This window comes from Candidatus Methylomirabilota bacterium, assembly GCA_035709005.1.
Taxonomy (GTDB): Bacteria; Methylomirabilota; Methylomirabilia; order Rokubacteriales; family CSP1-6; genus 40CM-4-69-5.
Genome location: DASTFB010000087.1, coordinates 182,667 through 208,553, shown reverse-complemented (window position 1 = coordinate 208,553; position 25,887 = coordinate 182,667). Strand labels below are relative to the sequence as shown.

Genomic DNA, 25,887 nt, shown 5'->3' with positions numbered 1-25,887 from the left:
CGTCATGCCGTCCCTTGTGCTCGGGCTAGCCCTCCGACACGAACCCGATGTCGTGACGGCCCGCCAGCGGGCCCGGGCCATTGCCGAGCAGCTCGGGTTCGACGCGCAGGACCAGACGCGCATCGCCACTGCCGTCTCGGAGATCGCGCGCAACGCGTACTCGTACGCCGGGGGCGGCCGCGTGGACTTCCTGGTGGAAGGCAAGGAGGCGCCGCAGCTCTTCGTCGTCCAGGTGAGCGACCAGGGGCCCGGGATCCCGAATCTGTCCCGGGTCCTCGACGGCGACTACGAATCCCGAACGGGAATGGGCCTGGGCATCGTGGGCGCCCGGCGTCTCGTGGACCGGTTCGAGATCGAGTCGACCCCCGGTCGCGGGACGCGGGTGTCGCTGAAAAAGCTGTTCCCGCGACGAGCGCCGGTCATGCTCCCCGAGATGCTCGACGCGCTGGGCAGGCGGCTGGCGATGCAGGAGTCCATCGACCCGCTGGCCGAGCTCCAGCGCCAGAACCAGGAGCTCCTGCGCACCCTGGAGGAGCTGCGGGCCCGCCAGGAGGAGCTCTCGCTGCTCAACAGCGAGCTCGAGGACACCAACCGGGGGGTGGTGGCCCTCTATGCCGAGCTCGACGAGAAGGCCGAGCATCTGCGCCAGGCCGACACGATGAAGTCGCGGTTCCTGTCGAACATGAGCCACGAGTTCCGCACCCCCCTCAATTCCATCCTGGCCCTGTCCGGCCTGCTCCTCGAGCATGCCGACGGGCCGTTGACCAGCGAGCAGGACAAACAGGTCGGGTTCATCCGGCGCGCGGCCGAGGAGCTCTCCGAGCTGGTCAACGACCTGCTCGACCTGGCCAAGGTGGAGGCGGGCAAGATCGTCGTCCGGCCCTCGGAATTCGACGTGGCCGGCCTGTTCGGGGCGCTGCGCGGCATGCTGCGCCCGCTCCTCGTCAACGAAGCGGTGAGCCTCGTGATCGAGGATCCATCCTCGCTCCCGCCGCTCGACACGGACGAGGCCAAGGTCTCCCAGATCCTGCGCAACTTCATCTCCAACGCGCTCAAGTTCACCGAGCGCGGCGAGGTGCGCGTGTCGGCAACCCTCAGTTCCGATGGGCAGGCCGTGGTCTTCTCCGTCGCCGACACCGGGATCGGGATCGCCCCCGAGGACCTGGAGCGGATCTTCGAGGACTTCACCCAGCTGGACCATCCCGTGCAGCGGAGGTTCCGCGGCACCGGCCTGGGCCTGCCGCTTACCCGCAAGCTCACCGCCCTGCTGGGCGGTAGCATCGCCGTCCAGAGCCAGCCTGGCCTGGGTTCGACGTTCTCGGCGACGATCCCGATCCGCTATGCCGAGCCCGAGCCGGTGGAGCCGCCCCTCGAGGCCGACTGGCGGCCCGAGCCCGACCGCGTGCCGGTGCTGGTCGTGGAGGACAGCTCCCAGGAGCGTCTGCTCTACGAGAAGTTCCTCAGGGGCACTCAATTTCAGCTCGTGCACGCCGCCACGACCCGCCAGGCGCGGCAGGCGCTGAAGGTGGCGCGGCCCCGCGCCGTGATCCTGGACATCGTGTTGCGGGGCGAGGACGCGTGGGAATTCCTGGTCGAGACCAAGCGGGGCCACGAGGGGGAATCGGTCCCCGTCATCGTGGCGACCTCCGTCGAGGATCGCCAGAAGGGTTTGGCGCTCGGCGCCGATGCGTACGGCGTCAAGCCCATCGAGCGCGACTGGCTCATCCATACGCTGACCCGGCTCACGCTGCCCGCCCCCGAGCGGCGGCTGCTCATCATCGACGACGAGGAGGTGGATCGCTATGTGCTGCGCACGGTGCTGCGGGACTTGCCGTTCGTCGTCGGCGAAGCCGCGAGCGGGGAGGAGGGCCTGCGGCGCGCCCGGGAGGAGCGACCGGACGCCATCATCCTGGATCTCGTCATGCCCGGCCTGACCGGATTCGAGGTGCTCGACCGTCTCAGGGGCGAGCCGCGCACGGCCGACATCCCCGTGATCGTGCTGACCTCGAAGATGCTCGACGCCGCCGAGCACCGCCAGCTGGCCAGCCGGGCGGCGGCCGTGCTCTCCAAAGGCAACAGTTCCCGGCGCGCCGCCCGAGCCGCGTTGCGGGAGGCGCTAGTCCAGGCGGGCATCGTTGTGGAGGCGCCCCGTGGGTGAAACGGCCGCGGCCCTGGTGCTCAACGTGGACGACTACGAGCCGACCCGCTACGCGCGCACCCAGGTCCTGCGCCGGGCAGGCTTCACCGTACGGGAGGCGACGACCGGCGCCGAGGCGTTGCGGGCGGCCCTGGCCCACGCTCCCGCGGTGGTGCTGCTCGACGTGAACTTGCCCGACATGGACGGTTTCGAGGTGTGCCGGCGCCTCAAGACGGAGCCGCGGACGGCCATGATCGCGGTGCTGCATCTGTCGGCGACGTTCGTCAACCCCGGCCATCGCGCCCTGGGCCTGGAGGGCGGCGCCGACGGGTATCTGACGGAGCCGGTGGAGCCGCCCGTGCTGGTAGCGACCATCAAGGCCCTGCTGCGCATTCGGCGGGCCGAAGCACGCGCACGCCAGCTGGCCCAGCAATGGCAGGCGACCTTCGACGCCATCCGGGACGGCGTCGCCGTCCTCAATGTCGCGGGAACCGTGCTGCAGTGCAACGAGGCGTTCCTCCGGATATTCGCGCGCGCCGGCTCGGACATCACCGGGACTCCCGTGATGCGGCTGTGGGGGGGGCCGCCCGAGCGTGACTCCGAGTTGCCCTTCGTGCGGCTGCTCCTGAGCTGCCGCCGGGAAACCGCTACCATGGCCTTCCGCGACAGCTGGTACCATGTCACGGCCGATCCCGTCCTCGACGACGAGGGGACGCTGATCGGTTGCGTGTACATCGTGAGCGATGTCACCGAGCGCACGCAGGCCGAGAAGGAGCGGGCGGCCTTGCTGGCCAGGGAGCAAGTCGCCCGCGCCGAGGCCGAGGCCGCCAATCGGGCCAAGGACGAGTTCCTGGCCACCGTCTCGCACGAGCTCAGGGCTCCGCTCACCTCGATGCTGGGCTGGACGCGGATGCTGCGCAACCGCATGCTCGACGAGACGGCCACCCAGCACGCGCTGGAGACGATCGAGCGCAACGTGGGCATTCAGACCCGGCTCATCGAGGACCTGCTCGACGTGTCGCGCATCATCACCGGCCGCCTCCGCCTGGATGTACGGCCGCTCGATCTCAACGCGGTCATCCGCGCCGCCCTGGACGGAGTGCTGGCCGCGGCCGAGGCCAAGGCCATCCGCGTCGAGACGAAGCTGGACTCCCCCGGCGCCCACTTCCTGGGGGATCCCGGTCGGCTCCAGCAGGTCATGTGGAACCTGCTCTCGAACGCGGTGAAGTTCACGCCGACCGGTGGACGCGTAGAGGTGAGCCTGCAGACCGACGGGGCGCACGTCCGGATCATCGTCCGCGATTCCGGACAGGGCATCAGTCCGGAATTTCTCCCCCACGTCTTCGAGCGGTTCCGCCAGGCCGAAACCACCAGTGCGCGAACCCACGGCGGGCTCGGACTGGGACTGGCAATCGTCCGCCATCTGGTCGAGCTCCACGGGGGCACGGTCCAGGCGGAGAGCCCGGGGCTCGGGTACGGCGCGACGTTCACCGTCACGCTGCCGTTCCGGCAGGCCGTGGCTATGCCGCCGGCCGGGCGCGTCGAACGCGGGCGCCCGTCCTGAGCGAGGCGGGCCGTGGCGTCCCTGGTCCGCCGCTCGTCAGGCGCGTCGGGAGGTGCTAGGAGGGCAGGACAGGATGCCCGGGTGGGGCCTGCTCCTCTGGCTGGTTCTATCGGTCGCCTTCACTGCGCTCGACCTCGCCGGTGTCGCGGAGGGCCTGGCCCTCACCGTTCCGCTGATCGTCGCCGCGGTGGCGGCGCACGCGGTGGGGCGCGCCAGCTGGGGCAGGAATCACTTGACCGGGGTGGCCCTGGCGGTCGCCGCAGTGTGTGCGGCCGGCGCGGCCGCGACGTGGGCGCTCGCGCTGGAGCCGTTCGGGCTCGATCCCTTCGAGACGGTCGTCGCCTCGCTTGCGGCGGCCGCGTTGGCCGCCGTGCTGGCGCCGGCCCGGCTCCGCGCGGCCTGGCTGCGACCGCTGGGGCTCGACCCGGCCTGTCCCGTCCACGCCGTGGCCGCCGCGACGATGGTGCTGACCGCCCTTTCCGCGGCCGTCCTGTTCGTGCAACTGCAGGAGGAGCCCTCCGCCAGCGTCCCGTTCCATCCGACGGAGCCACTGGTCGCCGTCGTCTCCGACGTCGCCCTGGCTCTGGCCGGCGTCGGCTTCCTGGTCACGCGCGACGTGGCCGTGACCCTGGCCCGTCTCGACCTCAGACCACTCCGGCCGCCGCAGGTCGGCTACGCGGCGCTGACGGCGCTCGCCCTGAACGTCGCGGTCGCCGTCATGGAGTGGGCCGAGAGCCTGGTGCTTCCCGGCGTTCACGCGCTCGAGGACCGGTTCGAATTCGAGCTCGTCGGCATCCCGCCGGTGGCTGGCGCAGCCCTGGTGTCGCTCAGCGCCGGGGTGGGCGAGGAAGTGCTTTTCCGGGGCGCGCTCCAGCCCCGGGTCGGCATCGCCGTCAGCGCCGCGCTCTTCGCCGTCCTCCACGTCCAGTATCAGATCCCAGGAATCCTCATGATCTTCGCGGTGGGGGCAGCGCTCGGCCTGGTGAAACGGCGCACCTCGACGACGTTTACTATCGTCGTCCACGTGGTCTACGATCTAGTCGCGTTCCTGGCCCACGCCTGGACATAGGGGAGGCCCACTCGATGCAGGTGCTGAGTCCGCTGGGGCTGACCGACACATCGCTGAGAACGCTGGCCAAGCGCCCCGCCGCTCTCGGCGGCTGCCGGCTCGCCGTCCTGGACAACTCCAAGCCCAACGCGGACGTGCTCCTGGCGCGCCTGGCCGAGCTCCTGGTCAGCCGGGCCGGCGTGGCCTCGATCCGCCGCTGGCGCAAGCCGGGGTCCTCGCGGGCCGCCGAAGACATCGACGCCATCGTGGGAGCCGCCGACGTCGTCCTGACCGGTTCCGCGGACTGAGGGTCCTGCACGTCGTGGAGTATCCACGACGCGGTCGAGATCGAGGCGCGGGGAATCCCCACCGTCGTTCTGGGCACTGATCTCTTCGCCTCGCTGGGCCACGGCGCGGCCGCCGCGCTGGGCATGCCCGACCTTCCCGTCGTCACCGTAGCCCACCCCATCGGCGGCGTGGATCCGGAGGCCGTCGCGGCGCGCGCCGCCGGCGTGTTCGACGCGGTTGTGCACGCGCTGACCCGTGATCCCGTTCCCTCGGCGAGGGCGGCGGCGCGCGCGGCCGCCCTGCTGGCCGCGCCCGACGACATCGAGGCGTTCCAGGAGTTCGCCCTCGCCGAAGGCTGGGGGGACGGGCTGCCGGTGCTGCCGCCGACTGCCGAGCGAGTCGCCCGTCTGCTCTCCGGCCGGCCGGCCGGAGAGGTCGTGGCCACCCTGGCGCCGCGACGGGGCGGGGCAACCCTCGAAGCGATCGCGGCCAATGCCGCGCTGGCCGGCGCCGGACCCGAGCATCTGCCGCTGGTGATCGCCGCTGTCCGCGCTGTCGCCGATCCCCGCTTCAACCTCGACGCCATCCAGGCCACCACCCACCCGTGCACACCGTTGGTGATCGTGAATGGTCCCGCCGCCCGGCGGCTCGGGGTGAGCGCTGGTCCCAACGCCCTGGGGCAGGGTCACCGGGCGAACGCCGTCGTGGGGCGCGCCCTCCGGCTCACGCTGCAGAACGTCGGCGGGGCGCGACCCGGCCAGGGTGACCGGGCCACGCTCGGCCATCCCGGCAAGTTCACCTACTGTGTGGCCGAGAACGAGGCGGAATCGCCCTGGGAGCCGCTCCACGTCGAGCGCGGCTTGGCGGCCTCGACCAGCTGCGTGACCGTGTGCGGCGCCGAGGCGCCCCACAATGTCAACGACCATGGCTCGACGTCGGCGGAGGCGATGCTGTCGGCGCTGGCCGGTACCGCCGCGACCACCGGCAACAACAACATCTACCTGGGCGGAGAGCCATTGATCATTCTCGGTCCCGAGCACGCCCGGACCATCGCCGCGTCGGGCTGGTCGAAGCAAGACCTCAAGCGCGCCTTCTTCGAGCGCGCGCGCGTGCGCCTGGGCGCGTTCAGCCGGGAAAACCTGGCCCGGTTCGCCACCATCGACCCCGCCCGGTTCCGCGGCCGTTCGCCCGACGACACCGTGAGCGTCGCCGTCACCCCCGACGACGTGATGGTGGTCGTGGCCGGAGGCCCCGGCAAGCACTCGGCGATCGTCCCGACCTTCGGGGCCACCCGCGCGGTGACCGTGCCCGTGGAAGAGCCCGTTGCCCCCGCCAGGGGGCGGTGATAGGGTGGCCGCCGCTGGAGAAAGGAGCGCCATGTCCGTCACGTTGACGTCGCAGCGTCACTCCGTGGCAAGCGCGGACGACGCCATCGAGTTCTGTTTTCAGCAAGGGTGGAGCGACGGTCTGCCCGTCGTGCCCCCGACCGAGGCCAAGGTGCGGGCCATGCTGGAGGCGGTCCGGCTGCAGCCGCAGCACCAGGTGTCCTACGTCGAGCACCGCGCGGTCTCCATCACCGCCGAGAAGGTCGCCATCAACGCGGTGATGGCCGGCTGCCTCCCCGCCTACATGCCGGTGGTGGTCGCTGCCGTGGAGGCCATCGGAGACCCGCGGTGGTCCTATCACGGGCCCGGCACCTCGACGGCCGGCGCCGGGGTGCTGATGATCGTCAACGGGCCCATCCGGCGGGAGCTGGACATCAACTGCGGCGACAATCTCTTCGGGCCGGGCTGGCGTTCGAATCTCACCATCGGGCGGGCCGTGCGCTTGATCATGCGCAACGTGTGCGGATCCTGGCCGGGGACGCTGGACCGGGGCACCCTGGGCCATCCCGGCAAGCTCTCCTACGTGATCGGGGAGAACGAGGAGGAAAGTCCGTGGACGCCCCTGCACGTGGAGCGGGGGCTCCGGCCCGAGCAGAGCGCGGTGACCGTGATGGCCGCCGAGGCTCCCCATCAGGTGTACAACCAGCTCTCCAATACCGCCGAAGGGTTTCTCACCACCCTCAGCGACGCCATGCGGATCTCCGGCAACGTGATGGGGCAGCCGCATTACGCGCTGATCATCGCCGGCGAGCACATGCGGACCATCGCCGCCGGCGGTTGGGGCAAGCCGGAGATCCGCCGCTTCGTGTGGGAGCACACCCAGAACTCCCACGCCCACCTCAGGCGGACCCAGCGGATGGCCGGCCCGGTTCAGCCGGGTGACGAGAGCAAGATGCGCCCGCTGGTGGAAACGCCCGATGATATTCTGGTCGTGGCCGCAGGCGGGCGAGCCGGAGCCTTCTCCGCCTACATTCCCGGCTGGGGCAGCCGGCGCTCCTGCCAAGCCGTGACAAAGGAGATCAAGCGATGATCGAGCTCCTCGACCCTACCACCCCGGCGGCCCGGCAGGCCATCGCCTACACGGCCCGGCCGACGTCGCTCACCGGCAAGCGCGTGGCCCTCATCGAGAACACCAAGTTCAACTCCGACCGGTTGCTCCAGAAGATCGGTGATCTGCTGGTCCAGGAGTACGGGGCCGCCTCGGCGCGCATGTGGCGCAAGCGGAACGCCAGCGTGCCCGCCCACGAGGAGATCGTCGAGGAGGTGCGCCGGACCTGCGACGTCGTGGTCGCCGGCATCGGCGACTGAGGGTCCTGCTCGTCGGGCAGTGTGCTCGACGGCATCGTCCTCGAGAAGGCCGGCGTGCCTTCGGCCTCGATCGTGACCGACGTGTTCGAGGGAACAGGCCGGGCCATGGCCACCCAGTGGGGGCTCCCCGACTACCGGTTCCTGATGATGCCGCACCCGATCGCCAACCTCACGGAAGCCGAGCTGGACCAACGGGCTCGCGCGATCGTGTCCGAGGTGGCCAAGCTCCTCCTGCAGGGCCAGGGCTAGATACGCGTTGGGGGGAATGGGGGGCCATCTCGGGGCCCCCCATGTCCCTAATCCCCCAGCACTCGCCGAGGGTCCAGCGCGTCGCGCAGCCCATCGCCCACGTAGTTGATCGACAGCACGGTCAGGAAGATGGCCGTCCCCGGGAACACCGCCCAGTGAGGGGCGAAGTCCAGGTTGTCCTTGGCGTCGAAGAGGATCCGTCCCCAGGTCGGGATGTCGGGCGGGAAGCCCAGGCCGAGGAACGACAGCGTGGACTCGGCGATGATGGCCGTGGCCACGTCGAGCGAGCCGGCCACGATCACCGGGCCCACGGCGTTGGGCAAGATGTGGCGAATCACCTCGCGGGGCGGGGGCGCGCCCAGCGCGCGCGCGGCTTCGACGAACTCCTTCTCGCGCAGGGACAGGAACTGCGCACGCACCAGACGGGCCACCGGCATCCAGCGCAGCCCGCCGATGACGGCCACGATGAGCACGAACACCCCGGCTTCCGCGCCCAGCGCGTTCTTCAGCAGGTCACGGAAGAGGTAGACGATGAGCAGCAGCAGCGGTAGCTGCGGGAGGGAGAGGAACAGATCGGTCACGCGCATGAGGGCCTGATCGATCACGCCGCCGACATACCCGGACAGCGCGCCGATGAGCGTGCCGACGGTGATCGCGATCAGCATGGCGGCCAGGCCGACCGCCAGCGAGATGCGCCCGCCATAGAGCATGCGGGCCAGCAGGTCCTGGCCGAGATCGTCGGTGCCGAGCGGATGCGCCCAGGACGGTCCCTGGAGCTTGGCCCGGAAATCGATCTCGTTGACGGGCACCCGGTAGATTAGCGGCCCGACCAGGACCGCCAGGACCATCAGGGCGAGCACCAGCGTCCCCGCCATGGCCAGACGATGGCGTCGGAAGCGGCGCCGCATCTCGGTCCAGAGCGTGTCGCTGGCCACGCCGCGGGGAAGAACGGGAGCCGAAATGGCGGCCGAGGCGGCGTCGTCGGCCATCAGCGGAAGGAGATCCGGGGGTCGAGCCAGCCGTAGGCGAGGTCCGCCACCAGGTTGAAGAGCACGACCAGGCACGAGAACACGAAGGTGATGGCCATGATCACCGGCGTGTCGTTGGCCAGGATAGCCGAGATGAGCAGGGACCCGATGCCGGGAACCCGGAAGATCTGCTCGGTGACCACGGCTCCGGTGAAGATCTGAGGCAGCTGGAGCGCGACCAGCGTCACCACCGGGATGAGGGCGTTGCGGATCACGTGCTTGAGGATGGTGACGCGCTCGGAGAGCCCTTTGGCCCGGGCGGTGGTGACGTAATCCAGCCGGATCACGTCGAGGACCGCCGAGCGGGTGAACCGGGTCAGCGAGGCGGCCTGGAAGAGGCCCAGCACGGTGACGGGCATGATGGCCTGCTTGAGGTGCTCCCAGTACCACTGCCAGCCGGTCGCCGCGATGTCGGCGCGATAGATGAAGGGCAGCCAGTCGAGATAGATGCTGAAGAGCAGGATGAAGAGCAGGCCGGTGAAGAACGTCGGCAGCGAGAAGCCGATGAAGGCGAACGTCGTCGCCACCTGGTCGAAGATGGAGTAGGGGCGCATCGCCGACAGCGTCCCCACGGGAAGCGCGATGAGCAGCCCCAGCAGCTGGGCGGAGCCCAAGACGATGAGCGTGGTAGGCAGCCGCTGGAGGATCAAGGTGTCGACGTCGACGCGGCTGGCGAACGAGAATCCCCACTCCCCGCGCAGCATGGAGGTGAGCCAGCGCGCGTAGCGCACCGGCACCGGATCGTCCATGCCGAACTTCGCCCTGAGGTTCAGGCGCACCTCGGCCGGAACATTCGGATTGGTGGCCAGCTCCTCGAAGGGGTCGCCCGGGGCCAGGGCCAGGACCGTGAACAGCACGAGGCTGATCCCCAGGAGGGCCGGGACGGCGATCAAGAGGCGCCGAACGAGGTACCTGGACATGCCGCCTCAGCGGAAGCCGGGCCGGGCGACCCGGCTCCCGCCTCGGACCGCTAGGCGCGCGACCAGTAGGCCAGGCCCCAGGTATCCACGTCCCAGCCGCTCTGGACGACATCCCGCAGCCGGCTGGAGATACCGGCCACGCGCGGCCGGTAGACGACGGGGATGACGACAACGTTGCGGATGACGAGATCGTTCATCCGGATGAACAGGCTCGCCCGCTTGACCGGATCCATCTCGGACTCGGCGGCCTTCCAGAGCTTGTCGTACTCCCCGTTCTGCCACCGGGTCTTGTTGCGTCCCTGCCACTTGTTGGCCTTGCCGGCCGCCTCCCAGGAGGTGAACTGATCCATGAAGCGCTGGGGGTCGGGCTCGGTCATGGTGGTCGTGTACATCTGGATGTCGGTGGCGAAGTGATTGTAGGTGTCCCAGTTCGCCGCGTCCGACGAGAAGTAGACGGAGGCGGTCACGGCCTTCAGCTCCACATCGATCCCAGCCTTGGCGCAGGCCTGCTTGACGATCTGCTGGTTCTTCTGCCGGGGGGCGTTGATCGACGTCTGGTAGACGAACTTCAGCTTCTTGCCGTCCTTGGCCCGGATCCCGTCCGGGCCCCGCTTGTAACCGGCCTGGTCCAGGATCTGGTTGGCCTTGTCGATGTTGAGCTCGTAGCGCGTGTTCTTCGAGCGGAACCGCTCGGGCGCGTTGAGGAAGTTCGCGGTGGCCAGACCCGTCCGCCCGTAGATCTGCTCCTGCACCGAGGCCCGGTCCACCAGGAGGTTCAGGGCCTGGCGCACGGCGGGGTCGGTCAGGACCGGATGCTTGCTCTTGACCGAGGAGCGCTCGCCGTCCACCTCGTTCCACGGGTCGGTGTTGTTGAGCTGGATGTGCTCGATGTTGCCGGTGGCGGCGATGTCGACCCGCCCTCGGCCGCCCTGCTCCAGGCGCTTGAGGATGTCGTCCTCCACCTGCAGGTTCCAGGCGTAGTCGTACTCGCCGGTCTGGATGACCGCGCGAGCCGCCGAGATGGCGTCGCCGCCGCCCTTGAGCTCGACCTGGTCGAAGAAGGGGCGGTTGGGGACGTGGTACTGCGTATTGATCTCGCCGCGCACGATGTCGCCGGGCTTGAAGTCCACGAACTTGAAGGGCCCGGTGCCCACCGGCTTGAGGTTCGTGGGCGCCTCGCGCGACTTGTCCCCCTTGTACGCTGCGAAGAGGTGCTTGGGGATGATCATGCCGGTGCCGCCGCAGAAGGGCGCCGACCAGAACGGCGCCGGGTTCTTGAAGGCGATCTTCACGGTGTGGCTGTCCAGCTTGTCGATGCGCGCGATGTCCCGGTAGGGGCCGGCCGTGACGGCCGCCGTCGCCGGATCCATCACGTACTCCCAGGTGAAGACGACGTCGTCGGCCGTGAACGGCTTGCCGTCGTGCCACACGGCGTTCTTCTTCAGCCGCCAGGTGACCGACTTTCCGTCCTTCGTCAACATCCCGTTCTGCTGGCTGGGAACTTCGGCGGCCAGCACGGGGACCAGATTGCCGTCGGGGTCGTAGGAGCAGAGCGGCTCGTAGAACACGCGGGAGGCGATCTGGTCCTTGGTCCCCACGGCGAACTGCGGGTTGAGGAGCGTGGGCGCCTGCCACAAGAGGGCCTTCACCAGGCCTCCGCCGCCGCGCTTGGTGGGGGTGAAGCCGCTCGTTTTCGGCTGGGCCTGCGCGATCCCGGCCGACGCCAGCATCTGGCTCACCATCGGCGCCGTCAGCCCCAGCCCGATCATCGACGTCATGAAGGCGCGGCGCGACAGGCGTCCGGCCTTGACCTCTCTCAGCAGCTCGTGCAGCTCTCGTTCATCCATGTCCGACCTCCTCGCCGAGGCGGGCATAATATAGAGGGTGCTTTCATCCATGTCGAGAGCGCTGGCTCGCTCGATTCTGCTCGCGGCGGTGCTGACGGCGATCGCCGTGAGCCTCGCCTACGTCGCCTCACGTCCGGCGGAAGACGAGGCTCCGGTCGTCCACGCCCGGCCGGCCCGCCCGGAGACGCCGCCGGCGTCCCCAGCGGCGCCGGCGCCCCCGGGGCCGGCGTCCGGCTCTGCGGGCACGCCGCGGGGCGGGCGTCAGATCTCCGTCGACGCGGCCATGCGCGAGCTGGACCTGATCCGGCCGTCCCGGCCCCGCGCCGTGCAGGACTTCACGCTGCCCCTGCTGGGCGGCAAGTCCTTCCGCCTCGCCGCGCATCGGGGACAGGTGCTCCTCGTCAACTTCTGGGCCACCTGGTGCCCACCCTGCCTCGAGGAGATGCCGGCGCTGGAGCGGCTGTGGCGACAGCACAAGGGCAGTGGCTTCGTCCTGCTCGCGGTCTCGCTGGACGGCGATCCCGCCCCCGTCGGGCCCTTCGTGGCCGAGCATCGCTTGACGTTCCCGGTCGCGCTGGACTCCAAATTCGAGGTGGCCAACCTCTACGGCGTGCGCGCGCTGCCCGCGACGTTCATCGTCGACCGGCACGGCAACCTGGCCGCCCTGGCGCTGGGGCCACGAACCTGGGACAATGACGCGGCGCATTCCCTGGTGGAAGGTCTGACGAGATAGGGATGGGACAGTCGGTCGGCGTGGCGGTGGCCTTCAGCGCGGGCCTCTTCTCGTTCCTGTCACCCTGTGTGCTGCCGTTGTTCCCCTCGTATCTGTCCTTCATCACCGGCATGTCGGTGGCCGACCTGACCGGCGACATCGCGCCGGCGGCGCGCCGCCGCATCCTCCTGCACGCGATCGCCTTCGTGGCCGGCTTCTCCATGGTCTTCATCGCGCTGGGGGCCACGTTCAGCGCGGCCGGGCAGTTTCTGCTCGAGCATCGCGAGGGGATCCGTCGACTGGGCGGCGCGCTGATCGTGCTCTTCGGCCTCTACATCGCCGGCGTATTCCGGCTGGGGCTTCTGGGCCGCACCGCGAGCTTCCAGCTGCGCGAGAAGCCCGCAGGGTACGCGGGATCCCTCCTGGTGGGCATCACGTTCGCCGTCGGCTGGACGCCCTGCGTCGGACCCATTCTGGGCGCGATCCTGTCGCTGGCCGGCACGGCGGAGACGGTGCAGCGGGGGGTGGGCTTGCTCGTCGCCTATTCCGCCGGCCTCGGCGTGCCGTTCCTGCTGTCGGCTCTGGCCCTGGGCTCCTTCCTGCGCTTCTTCAAGCGCTACCGGCCCTTCATCCCCGTGGTCGAGCGCAGCGCCGGCGTCCTGCTCGTCGTCGTGGGCGTGCTCGTCTTCACGAACTACTACACGGTCCTCAACGCCTGGGCCATCTCGCTGACGCCCGCGTGGCTGCTCGAGCGGCTGTAGCGCCGCAGGTCCAGGTCAAGGTCCCTGCCAGCACGGCCAACCTGGGGCCGGGCTTCGACGCGCTGGGCCTGGCCCTGGCGCTCTACAACGAGGTGAGCGCCGAGGAAGCCGACGGCATCAGCGTGACGGTCGAGGGCGAGGGTGCCGGCAAGGTTCCCACGGGCAAGCCCAACGTGGTGGTACGCGGCATCCGCGCCGCCTACGAGGCGGCCGGTCGTCGCTTCCCCGGATGCGCCGTGCGCTGCCTGAACCGCATCCCACTGGCGCGCGGGCTCGGCTCCAGCGCGGCGGCCTGGGTGGGCGGGCTGATGGCCGGCAATGCGCTGCTCGGCTCGCCCCTCGACCGTCCGGCGCTGCTCACGCTGGCGGCTCGGGCCGAGGGCCATCCCGACAACGTCGCGGCCGCGCTCTACGGGGGCCTGACCGTGTCCTGCTCGGGCAAGGACGGAGTCACCGCCGTGCCACTGCCGGTCCCCGAGCGCCTGCGCTGGGTGGTCCTCGTGCCCGAGATCACGAGCTCGACCGCCGAGGCCAGGGCGGTGCTGCCGGCGACGGTGTCCCATTCAGACGCGGTCTTCAACGTGCAGCGGGTGGCCCTGCTGCTGGCGAGCTTGCAGGCCGACCGTCCCGAGATCCTGCAGGTGGCCCTGGAGGATCGGCTGCACGAGCCGTACCGCCTGTCGTTGTTCCCCTGGATGCCGGAGGTGGCTGCGGCGGCGCGCCGGGCCGGAGCGCTGGGATGCGTGCTGAGCGGCGCCGGCCCGGCGCTGCTGGCCGTGGTGGCCGACGACGCCCAGGCCGTCGCCGAAGCGATGGAGGCGGCCCTCCGGCGCGCGCAGATCGCGGGCCGCGCACGTACCCTCGACGTCGACGGGCAGGGTGCCGTCGCGCACGCCATCGCGTGACGGGCCCGCCATCGCCCGGGGCCGCCGGAGGTCGACGGCAGCACCGGGTCGTCGCGGCGGTGTGGCTGGTGCTGGCCGTCGCCTACGGCGTCTTCTTCACCTTTCCCATCTTCTTCGTCGCCCTCCTCGACGAGTTCCGCTGGTCGCGCGCCCTGACCGCTGGCGCGCTGTCGATGTCGACGCTGCTGCAGGGTCTCCTGGCTCCCGTCGCCGGTATCGTGGTCGATCGCGTGGGACCGCGCCGCGTCATCCTCGCCGGGGTCGGGTTGCTGGGCGCCTCGGCGATCCTCGCGGCGACCATCCGCACGCCATGGGAGTTTTATGTCTACACGGGCGTGCTGGGCGCCATGGGGATCGTGGCCATGGGCTGGGTGCCCATGGGCGTGCTCCTGTCCCACTGGGTGACGGAGCGGCGGGGCCGCATGGTCGGCCTGGCGTTCTCCGGTATGGGCGCCGGCATCTTCGTGATCAGTCCGCTCAGCCAGTGGCTCATCGATCACCTGGGCTGGCGCGCGGCCAGCCTGGCGCTCGGCCTGGCCGTGCTCGTCGTCTTGCTGCCGACCGCGTGGTTCGGCACGCGGGATCCCGTGGCGTCGGCGGCGGAGGGCACCGACGGAACGCGGCGCTCGCGCGCCGTGGATCATACCGCCGCGCGCCGCGCGCGGGAGGCGACCCTGGCCGGCGCGCTGCGCGCACGCGCGTTTTGGGCGCTGTTCGCCGCGTACCTCCTCACGCCCCTGGCCGTCTTTCCCGTCTTCACGCACCAGGTGGCGTTCGCCGTGGACCTGGGCTTCCCGCGGCTGCTGGTGGCCTCGATCTTCGGGCTGATGGGGTTGATGTCGAGTCTGGGCCGCCCGCTCTTCGGCGTGGCCGCCGACCGGTTCGGGGGCGCGGTCTCCGCCACGGTCTCCTTCGGCTGCACCGCCGCGGGCGCCCTCACGTTGATCGCGACGGAAGCCTGGCCCCACGCGGGATGGCTCGTGGCCTACGCCGTGCTGTTCGGGCTCGGCTTCGGCGCCCGGGGTCCGATCATCACCGCCATCGCCACGGAGCTGTTCGGCGGCCGCCGTTTCGGCGTGATCTACGGTGTGCTGAACGTGTCCAACGGCGTGGGCGCCGCCATCGGGCCCTGGTTCGGAGGCGCGGTGCACGACCTCCTGGGGTCCTACCGTCTGGTGTTCCTGTCGTCGGTGTTCTTCAGCGCGCTCGGCTCGGCCTGCTTCTGGCTGGCCCGCCGTCGGACGCCTTGACGGTGCCGGGGGGCGATGCTAAGTGGAGCGCGTGACGCGGAGCTCCGCGCCGGGCGAGCCCGGCTTTCCCCCCGGGGTGCTTCCCTACCAGGCGCTGCGAGCCGGCGCCGCTGCGGGCTGGATCCGCGCGACAGCGGCGCTCGACGACCAGCAGTTCCAGCCGGCCAGTCTCGACCTGCGTCTGGGAGCCGTGGCCTACCAGCTGCGCGCCAGCTTCCTGCCGTTCCGGGAATCCGTGGAAGCACGGCTGCGCCACGAGGACACCGACCTGGTCATCGACCGGCTGTCGCTGGAGGCGGGGGCCACGCTCCAGCGGGGCTCGGTGTATCTGGTGCCCCTGCTGGAGTCGCTGGCGCTGCCCCCGGCAGTGCGCGGCCGCTGCAATCCCAAGAGCACCACCGGGCGACTGGACATCTTCACGCGCGTCATCACCGACGCCACCCCGCGGTTCGACGAGATCGGCGCCGGCTACGAGGGCCCGCTGTATCTCGAGATCTCGCCCCAATCGTTCCCCGTTCGCGTGCACCGCGGGCAGTCCCTCAACCAGCTCCGGCTGCTCAGCGGCCAGGCGCTGCTGCCCGACGCGGGACTGGCCGAGCTCTACCGGAACACGCCGCTCCTCTACGACGACGACGACCGCCAGATCCCCCTGGAGCGGGTCGTCTTCAATGAGGGCTTGTGCATGGGCGTCGACCTCTCGGGACGGCGCACCGGCGGCATCATCGGCTATCGGGCGCATCCCAACCCGCCCGCCGTCGACCTGGGTCGCGTCGACTGGTACGATCCCGCCGAGTTCTGGGAGCCCATCAAGCGTCCCGGGCGCGATGCCTACATCCTGGAAGCGAACCGGTTCTATATCCTGGTCTCGCGCGAGCGCATCCGGGTGCCCCCGGACTTCGCGGCGGAGATGGTGGTGTACGACGCCGGGGCGGGGGAAATTCGCACCCACTACGCGGGGTTCTTCGATCCCGGCTTCGGCTACGGCGACGGTAGCGTGCTGGGCACGAAGGTCGTCATGGAGGTGCGGGCTCGGGAGGTTCCGTTCCTCCTCTACGACGGCCAGATCTCCTTCAAGGTCCTGTTCGAGCGGCTGGCCAGCCGGCCGGAGCGCGTGTACGGCGTCGGCCTCAATTCGTCCTACCAGCATCAGACCTTGACGTTGAGCAAGCACTTTAGGCGGGGTTGAAAAGGGCCGCTGGCCTCGGGCCATCTGTTAGAATTGGGACAGGATGGTGGCAGCGGCGCGGTCCACCTGACCGACGGAGAGCGCTTATGGCAGAGCAGAAGAAGAAAGAGACCAGGCCGAGCAAACCTTCCGAGGGCGGCGACGGGGCGGCGGCAGGCAGCCCCGAGCTGACGAAGAAGGGCAAGAAGATCAAGGAAGACATCGACAAGCTCCTCGACGAGATCGACGAGATCCTGGAGGAGAACGCCGAGGAGTTCGTCAAGAGCTACGTCCAGCGGGGAGGGCAGTAGGCGATGCCGGTGTACGAATACCGCTGCGCCGGCTGCGGGCGGGAGTTCGAGCGCTATGTGGCCACGCCGACCGCGGGCGTGACGTGTCCGGCCTGCGCCAGCGCGAACGTCAAGCGCAAGCTCTCGCTCTTCGCCTTCAAGGCGGAGGGAGCGGTGTCGACCGCCATGCCCTCGGGCGGCTCCTGCTGCGGGGGCGGTTGCGCCTGCCACTGATTCCCGGCCCCTGAAGGGCCGCCCCCTCATGGATCTCCGCCGGCTCGAGGTGTTCGTGAAGGTCGCCGAGCTGCGGAGCTTTTCGCGCGCTGCTGAAGCGCTCTTCCTCACCCAGCCGACGGTCTCCGAGCACGTGCGCGCTCTCGAGGAGGATCTGGGCGTGCAACTACTCGATCGGCTGGGTCGGGGTGCCGTGCCCACCCGCGCGGGGGAGCTGCTGCTGGAGTACGCCCATCGCGTCCTGGTCCTCATGCGCGAAGCCCGTCAGGCCATCGACCAGTTCCAGGGCCGGCTCATCGGCGAGCTGGAGGTGGGGGGAAGCACGATCCCGGGCGAGTACATTCTTCCCGCCCTCATCGGGCAGTTCAAAGCCAAGTACCCCGAGGTCTCCATCCGCCTCCGTGTCGGCGCTAGTCAGCAGGTCAGCGAGTGGGTGCAGGAAGGCCGCGTGGAGATAGGGATGGTGGGCGCCCGTCCGGATAGCCGGGCCCTGGTCGCCCGGGAGCTGTTGGCGGACCGTCTGGTGATCATCGTGCCACCCGATCATCCGTGGAGCTCGCGGCAGAGCGTGACGCTGGCCGACGTCCGGACCGAGCCGCTGGTGCTGCGCGAGCGCGGCTCGGGGACTCGCCAGGCGCTGGAGCGAGCGCTCGCCGAGGCCGGCACCGACCTGTCCGCCCTGCGCGTGGCGGGCGAGATGGGCTCCGCCCAGGCCGTGAAGCAGGCGGTGCGCGCGGGCCTCGGCGTGTCACTCGTGTCCAGGCTGGCGGTCGAGGACGAGTGCCGGGCGCGGCTCCTCGTCTGCCTGGCCGTTCGGGATCTCGGCGTAAGCCGGTCGTTCCACCTGGTCACTCATCGCGATCGCAGTCGTTCGCCTCTGGCCCAGGCGTTCCTGGAATTCGTGGAATCGCAGGCGCGCGAGCGCGCATCGCAAGACCCGTGACGGGCAAGGACATCCGCCTCACCGCCTACGCCTCCTGCGCGGGGTGAGCGTCCAAGATGGCTCCTGGAGATCTCCAGGAGGTGCTGGCCGTCCTCAAGGCCGATCGCACGCCGGCCCACGAGCACTTGCTGGTGGGCCTGGGCCGGGCCGACGACGCGGCCGTCTACCGGTTGGCGCCCGATCTGGCCATCGTCGAGACGCTCGACTTCTTCCCGCCCGTCGTGGACGACGCCTACGTGTGGGGCGCAGTGGCCGCGGCCAACGCGATCTCCGATGTGTACGCCATGGGCGGCGAGGTCCTCTTCGCCCTGGCCATCGCGGGCTTTCCGCGCGACATGCCCAAGGCCATCATCGCCGACGTCTTCCGGGGCGCCGCCGACAAAGTCGCCGAGGCGGGAGGCGTCGTGGCCGGCGGCCACACGGTGGTCGACAACGAGCCCAAGTACGGCCTGTGCGTCACCGGCCGGGTGCATCCCGACCGGCTCCTGGTCAAGGGGGGTCTGCAGCCGGGTCAGCGCCTGTTCCTCTCCAAGGCCCTGGGGACCGGCGTCATCACGACGGCGGGCAAGGAGGGCGCCGCTCCGGCGGACGTCCTGGCCGGCGCCGTCGCCAGCATGCTGAGGCTCAACCGGGCGGCCGCACAGGTGGCCATCGCTTGCGGCGCCCGAGGCGCGACGGACATCACGGGGTTCGGCCTCCTGGGCCACGCCGGCGAGATGGTGGAGGCGTCCGGAGCCGGCCTGGAGATCTCGGCCGGCCGGCTGCCGCTATTGCCCGGGGCCCTGGCTCTGGCCGACAAGGGCCACTTCAGCGGAGGCATGAGGCGCAACCGGCGTTACGTCGAAGGTCTCTTCGGCCCGCGGCTCACGATCGACGGGGCGGTGGCCCCGGCGCTGGCCTCGCTCCTGTTCGAAGCGGAGACGTCCGGCGGGCTCCTCTTCTCCGTAGATCCGGAGCGCGCCAACGAGGTTCACCGGGAAATCGCCGCGCGGGGTGAGGCCTGTGCCGAGATCGGCGTCGTCGTCGCCGAGCCCGTCATTCGCGTCACCGCTTAGGCAACAGCCCTCGCACGCGGGCGACCACGTCGTCAGCGGCCCAGTCCAGCTCGCCCACCACCCAGTACCGAACCAGCCCGTCGGGGCCGACGAGGAAGCTGGCCGGCAGCGTACGGACCCGCCAGGCCTCGATGGCCTCATGGCGGGGGTCGCGCAGCATGGGAAAGTCCACGGGCACCTGCTTGAGAAAGCTCGTGATACGCGAAACCGACTCGCCATAGTTCACGCCCAGGACGACGAACGGCTGGCCGGCCAGGCTCTCGCGGAGCCGCTGGATGGAGGGCATCTCATCACGGCAGGGCGGGCACCACGTCGCCCAGAAATTGATCAGGACGACAGAGCCGCTGTACTGCGTCAGGACATGGCGATTCCCGGCCAGATCCTGGAGCTCGAGAGGCGGAGTGGGCCCTGGCCATGGCCGGAAGCGATCGATGTTCTCCGCCCCGGCCAGGCCGGCGAGCGCCAGGACGATGGCGGCGGCGACCAGACGTACGAGGCGATCCCGGCCCGCAACGGGGGCCGGTGGCCCCAGCAACGCGCGACCTCCGGCCCCGATGCGACTCAGGCGCTGATCTCGCGTGCCGTGATGGTGTACTTGAAGTTGTCCGGGTCGTAGGGGTCGAACCGGCCCTCGTCGCTCTCGCCCTGGGGATACATGAGAAAGCCCAGCTTGCTCTTCACGGTGGCGTTCGGCAGGGTCACATCGTGGGCCATGTTGTAGGCGAGCCAGTTGCCCTCCCAGCTTCCGAACAGCTTTGGACGGACCGTCTTGACGAGCGGATGATCCACCTTGAGCCACTCGCTGGTCTCTTCCCGGGCCACCTTGGCGACGTCGGCCGGGTCCATCGCCACCCAGCCGTATTCGCGCAGGAACACGTCGGCCCGGCAGTGCTGGGCGCGAGTGACATTGGGACTGCCGGTGCCCAGCGCCTTGTACCCGAACGCCGAGGCGGCAACGCGGACGCCATAGATGTCCCGGGCCGGGAGCCCGGCCGCGCGGGCGAGAGCCACGAACAGGGCGTTGATGTCCGCGCACTTGCCGCCGAAGCTCTTGGTCTCCAGCATGGTCCGGACGTCGCCGACACCGCAGCCGCGGACCTTCGGTTCGCGGTAGGCGTTGTTGACCACCCAGTCGTAGAGGGCCCGCGCCTTCTCCACATCCCCTGACGCGCCCTTGGTGATCGTCAAGGCGGTGTCGCGGACGATGCCGTCCGTGGGCAGTAGCTCGGTCGGCTGCGTCCAGAATGCCAGGGCGGCCGGATCCTCCTTCACCGGGCCCTTGCGGGCCCAATCCACGGCGCGGTCTTGAGTCTTGAACCGGCTCACCATCTCGAGCGCGGGGTTCTGCTCACCTTTGGCGAACTCGGCGGAGAGGATCACGGCGCGGTACTTCGGCTCGGTCAGGAGCTGCGCAGTCCGGGCGTTGCCCGACCACCGGTTATCGAGGACTTGCTGGTACTCGGTGTTCACCGACGGCACCGGCAGCCATGCCCGGGTCACGCCCTTGGGCCACTGGACCTCGATGCGATGCGTGACCTCGAAGGTCCGCCAGTTGCCCGGACGAGGATCGAACGTCTTGTCCTGCGCGTGGGCCGGCGAGCCGCCGGCTGGCCAGCCCGACAAAGTGGCAAGCCCCGAGAGCGCCGTCGTGGTCTTCAGGAACGTACGTCGATTCATGCTGAAGCTCCTTTCCCAGTCGGGGCGGCCGCTGACAGCGGTGTGGTGGAACGACCCGAAATGATGCGACGATTTCTGCTGAGGCCAAATCGGAAATATAGATCGAATCACAGTGGGGTTATCGGGAAGACCGATGTCAGTGCCGGCTTCGGCAGCTACGGCGAGGGACGCTGAGACCGCAAAACGGTCAGCAGGCGTTGCTTCAGCTCGGGTGGTACCTCGACGTGCATGAGGCTGCGGGTGGCGCGAATGGTCCCGCGATACGTGTTGAGGAAGGCGACGCAGGGAGCGCAGCCGTCGATGTGCCACTCCAGCAGCTCGGCGGTATGTCGGGGAAGGGAACCATCGAGATAGTCCGCCAACAGCTCCGCAATCCGGCGGCACTCCATCTCGGAGGGTGTCGCCCCGGCCGGGCCTGAGGGCTCCCGAGCGTCCGCCATCGCCATCATTATATGGAGATGTCGGACCACGCCGGGGGGATTCTTTCCCGGCCTCTGGACGGCCCCACGCGTTCAACGTATCCTCGGGACGCATGGCGTCGCGGATCGCGCTGCTCGCGCCATTCGCCTTTCCGTCGGTCCGCGGCAATGCCGTCACCGCCGATCGTGTGGCCCGCGGCCTGCGCCAGCGCGGTGTAGAGCTCCGCCTCTGGGATCTCTCGGCCACGCCCGAGGCGGAGGTCGAGGTCGCCGTCGAGGCGTATCGACCGGGCGTGATTCACGCCTTCCACGCGTTTCGCGTCGGCCCCTTCGCCCTCCGACTGGCCCGTCGGATGGAGCTTCCCCTGGTCGTGACGCTGACAGGGACGGACGTCAACCACGACCTCTTCGATCCCGAACGCGCCCCCGCGGTGCGTCGCGTGCTGGAAGGAGCCGCGACGACCGTGGTGTTTCACGGCTCCATCGGCGAGCGTGTCGCCGCCACGCTGCCCGATGTGCGCTCCCGGCTGGTGGTGGTGCCCCAGGCCGCGGCGCCCCCCGAGGGTGAGCCGTTCGATCTCGCGGTCCGGTGGTCGTTGCCCGACGATCGGCTGCTCATCGTCCTCCCCGGCGGGATCCGTGCGGTGAAGCGGCCGCGGCTGCCCCTGGCCCCCCTCGGTCGGCTGGCCGCGCGACGACCGGAGTTGCGGCTGCTCTACGCGGGGCCGATCCTCGATGCCGACGAGGGTCAGGCCTTGCTCGCCGCGCTCGCGGACCGGCCGTGGACGCGCTTCCTGGGGGTCGTGCCGCACGCCCAGATGGCCTCGCTGCTCGCCCAGGCCGACGTCGTCCTGAACTGCTCGCTCTCCGAGGGCGGCATGGCCAACTCGGTGCTGGAGGCGCTCGCGGCCGGCCGCGCCGTGCTCGCGGCCGACATCGAGGGCAACCGCTCGCTCATCGAGGATGACGTCACCGGCCTCCTCTTCAGAAGCGACGACGAGCTCGAGGCCCAGGCCGCGCGGCTCGCCGCCGATCCCGTGCTCCGCGCGCGCCTGGGTGCCGCCGGGCGCGCCCGGGTGACCACGCTCTATCCGCCCGAGCGGGAAATCAGCGGCTACGTCGAGGTCTATCGACGCCTGCTGCCGGTCTTGCACCTGGGAACCGCCGGGTGACGGCGCTGTCCCCGTCGGGTTGGCGGCCGGGTGCGTCGGTTCTTTTGGCAAGCACCTTGCGTCTGACGATAGAATCAAGACAGATCAAGCGGCCGGGCGCCTGGGGTGTCACCCCCGCTCCCGGAGAGCGGAGGGCTCGATGACGCAGGAGGCCCGGGTCCAGGAGTTCGTCGGCGGCTTCAACGCGCTGCGCGGTGAGGTCGAGAAGGTCATCGTCGGGCAGCGCGAGATCATCGAGCACGTGCTCATCGGGATGTTCGCGGGCGGGCACCTGCTGCTGGAAGGCGTGCCCGGCCTCGGCAAGACACTGCTCATCAAGACGCTGGCCGAAGGCCTGGAGCTGTCCTTCTCGCGCATCCAGTTCACACCGGACCTCATGCCCGCCGACATCATCGGCACGAACATGATCGTCGAGGATGCCGCGGGTCGAAAGCACTTCGAATTTCAGCACGGTCCCATCTTCGCCCACATCCTGCTGGCCGACGAGATCAACCGGGCCACTCCCAAGACGCAGTCGGCGTTGCTCGAGGGCATGCAGGAAGGCTACGTCACGGTGGGCGGGGCTTCCCGGCCACTGCCGGGGCCGTTCTTCGTCCTGGCCACGCAGAATCCCATCGAGATGGAGGGAACCTACCCGCTGCCCGAGGCTCAGCTGGACCGCTTCATCTTCAAGCTGCGCGTGCGGTATCCGGCCATCGAGGAGCTCAACGCGATCGTCGAGCGCACGACCCAGACCCGCCAGGTGGCGGTGAACCGGGTGATGAACGGGCCGGCGGTGCTCGGCTACCGGGAGCTGATCCGTGAAGTGCCGATCGCCTCCCACGTGCGCGACTTCGCTTCGGCCATCATCATGGCCACGCATCCGGAGTGGGAGCACGCCCCCGACGTCACGCGGCGTTTCGTCCGCTACGGCGCGAGCCCGCGGGGCGCCCAGGCCCTCGTGCTGGGCGCCAAGGTGCGAGCGCTGTGTCAGGGACGGTTCAATGTGAGCGCTGACGACTTGAAGGCGCTGGCCGCGCCGGCGCTGCGGCACCGCGTGATCCTGAACTTCGAGGGCGAAGCCGAGGCCGTGGACATCGACTCGCTCATCGGCGACGTCGTCGAGAGCATCGAGCAGCACACGGCGCGGAGCAAAGAGCCCTTTCTCCGCTGATCGCAGCCGGAGGTCATGATGGCCGACAGCGACCTGCATCCCGAGCTCGACGCGCTCGTACGCGGTATCGCCAGCCAGGTACGCTGGCGCCGGGCCGAGCACTTCGCCCTGCGCGGCGTGTTCTGGGGCGCCGTGACCGGCGTCGTCGTCCTGCTCTTCAAGGTGGTGATCGGTCCGTGGGCGCCGGTCGTGGCCGGTGCGGTCGTGCTGGCCGGGCTGCTGGCCGGTGGTCTCTGGGGTTTGAGCCGCGGCGTCAGTTCGCTGGACGCGGCCCGGCTGGGCGATCGCGCCTTCGGGCTCCACGACCGCGCCACCACCGCCCTGGAGTGGGCGGGCCGCGCCGACCGGACTCCGCTGGTGGAGGCTCTGATCGCCGATGCCCGCGCTCACGCGGCCCGACTGACCCCGCGTCAAATCGTGCCGCGGGTGCTGCCCCGTGAGGTGAAGTGGCTGCCGGCGCTGGCGCTGGTGGTGCTCATCCTCTTCTTGAGTCCGGCCGTGCCCCTGCCGTCCGCCAGCCTGTTCGACCTCACCTCCACGACCGAGGACGAGGATGCGGTGGACCGTTCGGGCGGCGACCTGCTGCAGCAGGACCAGCCCGCGGCGACGCGGGACCGCCTGCGGCGGTCCCCGTTGGAAGAGCGGGATTACATGGCGCGCACGGCGGGCGGCGGGGCGCCGACGGCCGGAGATCTCAGCGCCCTCTTCAAGGACACCTCGCTGGGCAATCAGCGGCCAGATTTCAACAGCTTCCTCAAGAAGGGGGACGAGCGCCTCAAGCTGCTCGAGCAGGTGGACCGCCTGCCGGACCTTCAATCGGACTTCACCACCAGCCAGTACAAGATGGTCTTCCGCAAGTCCAAAGCCCTGCGCGACGGCTTGCGCCCGGATCAGATCTCCCCGCAGAAGCTGCGCGAACTCTTGCAGGAGATGGAGCGGCTGGGCCGCAAAGGCGGAGGCGACTGGAGCTCCGACGTCGGCGAGGGCATGGAGGCGCTGGAGTACGGCGACCAGGACCGCGCGCTGGAAGCGATGGAGAAGGCGCTCGACAAGCTGCGGGCCATGGAGGAAGGGCAGCGCTCGGGGCGCGGGCTCCGCGGCGGGAAGGAGACCGATCGTGACCGCGACCGCCGTAGCGGCGGCTCCGGGGCGGGGGGCGAGGATCCCGATTTCGGCGAGGGCGAGGGAATGCTGCCGGGCAAGGGCAAGAACCCCACGCCCAAGGGCGAGGCCTCCCAGCGCCTGCGCGCCAACCCCTACGACGTGGGCGTGGAGGGGGAGTCCCGCCAGGGTCGCAAGGACGGCTACGACACGAACCTGACGGGTCGTGGCGGTCACACACCCTCGCGGCTGACGTATCTGGGCGTCATCGGACAGTATCGCAAGGCCATGGAGGATTCGTTGGTCCGGGAACAGGTGCCCCGCGACTATCACGAGCAGATCCGCGACTACTTCCAGTCGCTCGACGAGCGATAATCGGTGCCGGCGGCCACCTACCGCGGCTTCTTCAGCTCAGAGTTCCTGGCTCAGTTGGAGCGCCTCACCCTGGCTTCCCGCCGCACCTTCCGGGGCCGGGTGAAGGGGGAACGACGCAGCCCCCGCAAAGGGCAGAGCGTGGAATTCTCCGACTACCGGCCGTACGGGATGGGCGACGACCTCCGGTACGTCGACTGGAACATCTACGGCCGGCTGAACCGCCTGCACGTGAAGCTCTTCGTCGACGAGGAAGACCTCTGCGTGCATCTGCTCGTCGACGGGTCCAGCTCCATGGCCTTCGGCGAGCCGACCAAGCTGCGCTACGCGGCTCGGGTCGCGTCCGCCCTGGGCTTCGTGGGGCTGGTCAGCCTGGAGCGCGTCGGCGTCGGTGTCCTCCGCGAGAAGGTGACGGAAGGCTGGGCACCCACGCGGGGCCGGAACCAGTTCGTGACGCTGGTCGATTTCCTGGCGCGGCTGGAGGCCGACGGGGCCACCAACCTCAACCGGGGGCTCAGCGACTACGCCCGCCGCGCCCACGAGCCGGGGCTGGCCATCGTCATCTCCGACCTGCTCGACCCCGGCGGCTTCGAGAGCGGGGTGCGAGCGCTGCTGGAGCGCCGGTTCGAGGTGCACGTGATCCACGTCCTGGCCGCCGAGGAGTTGCAGCCGACGCTGGCCGGAGACCTGCGCCTGCACGACAGCGAGACCGACAGCATGCTCGAGATCACCGTGGACGGCGAGGCTCTACGCAGATATCGCCAGCGCCTCGGTGAGTTCCTGCAGCGCGTCGAAGATTTCTGCCGATCCCAGGAGATCGGATACCGGCGGGTGAGCACGGAGACTCCGGTGGAGGAGTTCGTCCTGTCCCACCTGCGGGGTCTGGTCCTGGGGTGACGGAGCG

The 25,887-nt window shown here is 69.8% G+C and carries 27 protein-coding genes; 21 read left to right on the top strand and 6 right to left on the bottom strand.

Features of this window, described 5'->3' with window-relative positions; genetic code table 11:
* The first annotated feature begins 4 nt into the window (after positions 1–4).
* The 8 genes from VFR64_16065 (at position 5) to VFR64_16030 (ending at position 7,979) form a co-directional block, all read left to right on the top strand.
* Positions 5–2,158 (top strand): ATP-binding protein, encoded by a 2,154-nt coding sequence (locus VFR64_16065; protein HET9491255.1) that lies wholly within the window; start codon positions 5–7, stop codon positions 2,156–2,158.
* Positions 2,151–3,701 carry an ATP-binding protein gene (locus VFR64_16060; protein HET9491254.1) on the top strand — a complete coding sequence of 517 codons (1,551 nt, stop codon included), beginning with the start codon at positions 2,151–2,153 and terminating at the stop codon, positions 3,699–3,701. Before VFR64_16065 ends, VFR64_16060 begins: the two co-directional genes overlap by 8 nt.
* 73 nt (positions 3,702–3,774) lie before the next feature.
* The gene (locus VFR64_16055; GenBank protein HET9491253.1) at positions 3,775–4,770 is read left to right on the top strand and encodes a type II CAAX endopeptidase family protein; all 996 of its coding nucleotides are present in this window, start codon (positions 3,775–3,777) and stop codon (positions 4,768–4,770) included.
* A 14-nt stretch (positions 4,771–4,784) separates the two neighbouring features.
* Positions 4,785–5,057 carry a hypothetical protein gene (locus VFR64_16050; protein HET9491252.1) on the top strand — a complete coding sequence of 91 codons (273 nt, stop codon included), beginning with the start codon at positions 4,785–4,787 and terminating at the stop codon, positions 5,055–5,057.
* Between the two features lie 123 nt (positions 5,058–5,180).
* Positions 5,181–6,383 (top strand): hypothetical protein, encoded by a 1,203-nt coding sequence (locus tag VFR64_16045; protein ID HET9491251.1) that lies wholly within the window; start codon positions 5,181–5,183, stop codon positions 6,381–6,383.
* 31 nt (positions 6,384–6,414) lie between these two features.
* A complete protein-coding gene (locus VFR64_16040; GenBank protein HET9491250.1) occupies positions 6,415–7,452 on the top strand; it encodes a hypothetical protein in 1,038 nt (345 codons plus the stop codon).
* On the top strand, positions 7,449–7,730 hold the full coding sequence (locus tag VFR64_16035) for a hypothetical protein (GenBank protein HET9491249.1): 282 nt from the start codon (positions 7,449–7,451) through the stop codon (positions 7,728–7,730). The genes VFR64_16040 and VFR64_16035 overlap by 4 nt, the downstream gene beginning before the upstream one ends.
* 21 nt (positions 7,731–7,751) lie before the next feature.
* Positions 7,752–7,979, top strand: coding sequence for a hypothetical protein (locus VFR64_16030; GenBank protein ID HET9491248.1), 228 nt, complete (start codon positions 7,752–7,754; stop codon positions 7,977–7,979).
* Positions 7,980–8,026: 47 nt separating this feature from the next.
* Here VFR64_16030 and VFR64_16025 read toward each other — a convergent pair whose 3' ends face one another.
* Genes VFR64_16025 through VFR64_16015 form a run of 3 tightly spaced genes read right to left on the bottom strand, consistent with a single transcriptional unit; the run spans position 8,027 to position 11,774 of the window.
* Positions 8,027–8,968, bottom strand: a complete 942-nt coding sequence (locus VFR64_16025; GenBank protein HET9491247.1) for an ABC transporter permease — start codon at positions 8,966–8,968, stop codon at positions 8,027–8,029.
* Positions 8,968–9,927 (bottom strand): ABC transporter permease, encoded by a 960-nt coding sequence (locus VFR64_16020; protein ID HET9491246.1) that lies wholly within the window; start codon positions 9,925–9,927, stop codon positions 8,968–8,970. Before VFR64_16020 ends, VFR64_16025 begins: the two co-directional genes overlap by 1 nt.
* Before the next feature lie 50 nt (positions 9,928–9,977).
* Positions 9,978–11,774: a peptide ABC transporter substrate-binding protein gene (locus VFR64_16015; protein HET9491245.1), complete on the bottom strand. Its 1,797-nt coding sequence runs from the start codon at positions 11,772–11,774 to the stop codon at positions 9,978–9,980.
* A gap of 49 nt (positions 11,775–11,823) precedes the next feature.
* Here VFR64_16015 and VFR64_16010 point away from each other — a divergent pair, with 49 nt between their 5' ends.
* From VFR64_16010 to selD, 9 genes are all read left to right on the top strand, one after another.
* Positions 11,824–12,507 carry a TlpA disulfide reductase family protein gene (locus VFR64_16010; protein ID HET9491244.1) on the top strand — a complete coding sequence of 228 codons (684 nt, stop codon included), beginning with the start codon at positions 11,824–11,826 and terminating at the stop codon, positions 12,505–12,507.
* Between the two features lie 2 nt (positions 12,508–12,509).
* Positions 12,510–13,247, top strand: coding sequence for a cytochrome c biogenesis protein CcdA (locus tag VFR64_16005; GenBank protein HET9491243.1), 738 nt, complete (start codon positions 12,510–12,512; stop codon positions 13,245–13,247).
* Positions 13,226–14,152 carry a homoserine kinase gene (gene thrB, locus VFR64_16000; protein ID HET9491242.1) on the top strand — a complete coding sequence of 309 codons (927 nt, stop codon included), beginning with the start codon at positions 13,226–13,228 and terminating at the stop codon, positions 14,150–14,152. Before VFR64_16005 ends, thrB begins: the two co-directional genes overlap by 22 nt.
* The gene (locus tag VFR64_15995) at positions 14,149–15,402 is read left to right on the top strand and encodes an MFS transporter (GenBank protein HET9491241.1); all 1,254 of its coding nucleotides are present in this window, start codon (positions 14,149–14,151) and stop codon (positions 15,400–15,402) included. The genes thrB and VFR64_15995 overlap by 4 nt, the downstream gene beginning before the upstream one ends.
* 31 nt (positions 15,403–15,433) lie before the next feature.
* Positions 15,434–16,588: a 2'-deoxycytidine 5'-triphosphate deaminase gene (locus VFR64_15990; protein ID HET9491240.1), complete on the top strand. Its 1,155-nt coding sequence runs from the start codon at positions 15,434–15,436 to the stop codon at positions 16,586–16,588.
* Positions 16,589–16,674: 86 nt separating this feature from the next.
* Complete coding sequence (locus tag VFR64_15985; GenBank protein ID HET9491239.1) at positions 16,675–16,878, top strand: ubiquitin-like protein Pup; 204 nt, start codon at positions 16,675–16,677, stop codon at positions 16,876–16,878.
* Positions 16,879–16,881: 3 nt separating this feature from the next.
* Entirely contained in the window at positions 16,882–17,091 is a 210-nt protein-coding gene (locus tag VFR64_15980) for a zinc ribbon domain-containing protein (protein HET9491238.1), read from the top strand.
* 28 nt (positions 17,092–17,119) lie between these two features.
* On the top strand, positions 17,120–18,034 hold the full coding sequence (locus tag VFR64_15975; protein HET9491237.1) for a selenium metabolism-associated LysR family transcriptional regulator: 915 nt from the start codon (positions 17,120–17,122) through the stop codon (positions 18,032–18,034).
* Positions 18,031–19,089 carry a selenide, water dikinase SelD gene (gene selD / locus VFR64_15970; GenBank protein ID HET9491236.1) on the top strand — a complete coding sequence of 353 codons (1,059 nt, stop codon included), beginning with the start codon at positions 18,031–18,033 and terminating at the stop codon, positions 19,087–19,089. Before VFR64_15975 ends, selD begins: the two co-directional genes overlap by 4 nt.
* On the opposite strand, the gene VFR64_15965 is transcribed toward selD, so the two are convergent.
* The 3 genes from VFR64_15965 to VFR64_15955 all read right to left on the bottom strand — a co-directional run bounded on the left by VFR64_15965 (position 19,079) and on the right by VFR64_15955 (position 21,206).
* Entirely contained in the window at positions 19,079–19,624 is a 546-nt protein-coding gene (locus VFR64_15965; GenBank protein HET9491235.1) for a TlpA disulfide reductase family protein, read from the bottom strand. The genes selD and VFR64_15965 overlap by 11 nt on opposite strands.
* A 26-nt stretch (positions 19,625–19,650) precedes the next feature.
* Positions 19,651–20,766, bottom strand: coding sequence for a transglutaminase domain-containing protein (locus VFR64_15960; GenBank protein ID HET9491234.1), 1,116 nt, complete (start codon positions 20,764–20,766; stop codon positions 19,651–19,653).
* A gap of 155 nt (positions 20,767–20,921) precedes the next feature.
* Positions 20,922–21,206 (bottom strand): zf-HC2 domain-containing protein, encoded by a 285-nt coding sequence (locus VFR64_15955; protein HET9491233.1) that lies wholly within the window; start codon positions 21,204–21,206, stop codon positions 20,922–20,924.
* 92 nt (positions 21,207–21,298) lie between these two features.
* On the opposite strand from VFR64_15955, the gene VFR64_15950 reads away from it, so the two are divergent.
* The 4 genes from VFR64_15950 to VFR64_15935 all read left to right on the top strand — a co-directional run bounded on the left by VFR64_15950 (position 21,299) and on the right by VFR64_15935 (position 25,880).
* Positions 21,299–22,357, top strand: a complete 1,059-nt coding sequence (locus VFR64_15950) for a glycosyltransferase (protein ID HET9491232.1) — start codon at positions 21,299–21,301, stop codon at positions 22,355–22,357.
* 139 nt (positions 22,358–22,496) lie between these two features.
* Entirely contained in the window at positions 22,497–23,510 is a 1,014-nt protein-coding gene (locus VFR64_15945) for an AAA family ATPase (protein HET9491231.1), read from the top strand.
* 15 nt (positions 23,511–23,525) lie between these two features.
* On the top strand, positions 23,526–24,986 hold the full coding sequence (locus tag VFR64_15940; GenBank protein ID HET9491230.1) for a hypothetical protein: 1,461 nt from the start codon (positions 23,526–23,528) through the stop codon (positions 24,984–24,986).
* A gap of 3 nt (positions 24,987–24,989) precedes the next feature.
* Positions 24,990–25,880, top strand: a complete 891-nt coding sequence (locus tag VFR64_15935) for a DUF58 domain-containing protein (protein HET9491229.1) — start codon at positions 24,990–24,992, stop codon at positions 25,878–25,880.
* Positions 25,881–25,887 lie beyond the last annotated feature (7 nt).

Bases quoted from the DNA above. Each gene is read 5' to 3' on its own strand.
- VFR64_16055 (HET9491253.1), top strand. From the start codon at position 3,775: ATGCCCGGGTGGGGCCTGCTCCTCTGGCTGGTTCTATCGGTCGCCTTC.
- VFR64_15980 (HET9491238.1), top strand. From the start codon at position 16,882: ATGCCGGTGTACGAATACCGCTGCGCCGGCTGCGGGCGGGAGTTCGAG.
- VFR64_15950 (HET9491232.1), top strand. From the start codon at position 21,299: ATGGCGTCGCGGATCGCGCTGCTCGCGCCATTCGCCTTTCCGTCGGTC.
- VFR64_15955 (HET9491233.1), bottom strand. From the start codon at position 21,206: ATGGCGGACGCTCGGGAGCCCTCAGGCCCGGCCGGGGCGACACCCTCC.
- VFR64_16015 (HET9491245.1), bottom strand. From the start codon at position 11,774: ATGGATGAACGAGAGCTGCACGAGCTGCTGAGAGAGGTCAAGGCCGGA.
- VFR64_15940 (HET9491230.1), top strand. From the start codon at position 23,526: ATGATGGCCGACAGCGACCTGCATCCCGAGCTCGACGCGCTCGTACGC.
- VFR64_16025 (HET9491247.1), bottom strand. From the start codon at position 8,968: ATGGCCGACGACGCCGCCTCGGCCGCCATTTCGGCTCCCGTTCTTCCC.
- VFR64_15985 (HET9491239.1), top strand. From the start codon at position 16,675: ATGGCAGAGCAGAAGAAGAAAGAGACCAGGCCGAGCAAACCTTCCGAG.
- VFR64_16005 (HET9491243.1), top strand. From the start codon at position 12,510: ATGGGACAGTCGGTCGGCGTGGCGGTGGCCTTCAGCGCGGGCCTCTTC.
- VFR64_16050 (HET9491252.1), top strand. From the start codon at position 4,785: ATGCAGGTGCTGAGTCCGCTGGGGCTGACCGACACATCGCTGAGAACG.
- VFR64_15960 (HET9491234.1), bottom strand. From the start codon at position 20,766: ATGAATCGACGTACGTTCCTGAAGACCACGACGGCGCTCTCGGGGCTT.
- VFR64_16040 (HET9491250.1), top strand. From the start codon at position 6,415: ATGTCCGTCACGTTGACGTCGCAGCGTCACTCCGTGGCAAGCGCGGAC.
- VFR64_16045 (HET9491251.1), top strand. From the start codon at position 5,181: ATGCCCGACCTTCCCGTCGTCACCGTAGCCCACCCCATCGGCGGCGTG.
- VFR64_15945 (HET9491231.1), top strand. From the start codon at position 22,497: ATGACGCAGGAGGCCCGGGTCCAGGAGTTCGTCGGCGGCTTCAACGCG.
- VFR64_16020 (HET9491246.1), bottom strand. From the start codon at position 9,927: ATGTCCAGGTACCTCGTTCGGCGCCTCTTGATCGCCGTCCCGGCCCTC.
- VFR64_16035 (HET9491249.1), top strand. From the start codon at position 7,449: ATGATCGAGCTCCTCGACCCTACCACCCCGGCGGCCCGGCAGGCCATC.
- VFR64_15975 (HET9491237.1), top strand. From the start codon at position 17,120: ATGGATCTCCGCCGGCTCGAGGTGTTCGTGAAGGTCGCCGAGCTGCGG.
- VFR64_16010 (HET9491244.1), top strand. From the start codon at position 11,824: ATGTCGAGAGCGCTGGCTCGCTCGATTCTGCTCGCGGCGGTGCTGACG.
- VFR64_16065 (HET9491255.1), top strand. From the start codon at position 5: ATGCCGTCCCTTGTGCTCGGGCTAGCCCTCCGACACGAACCCGATGTC.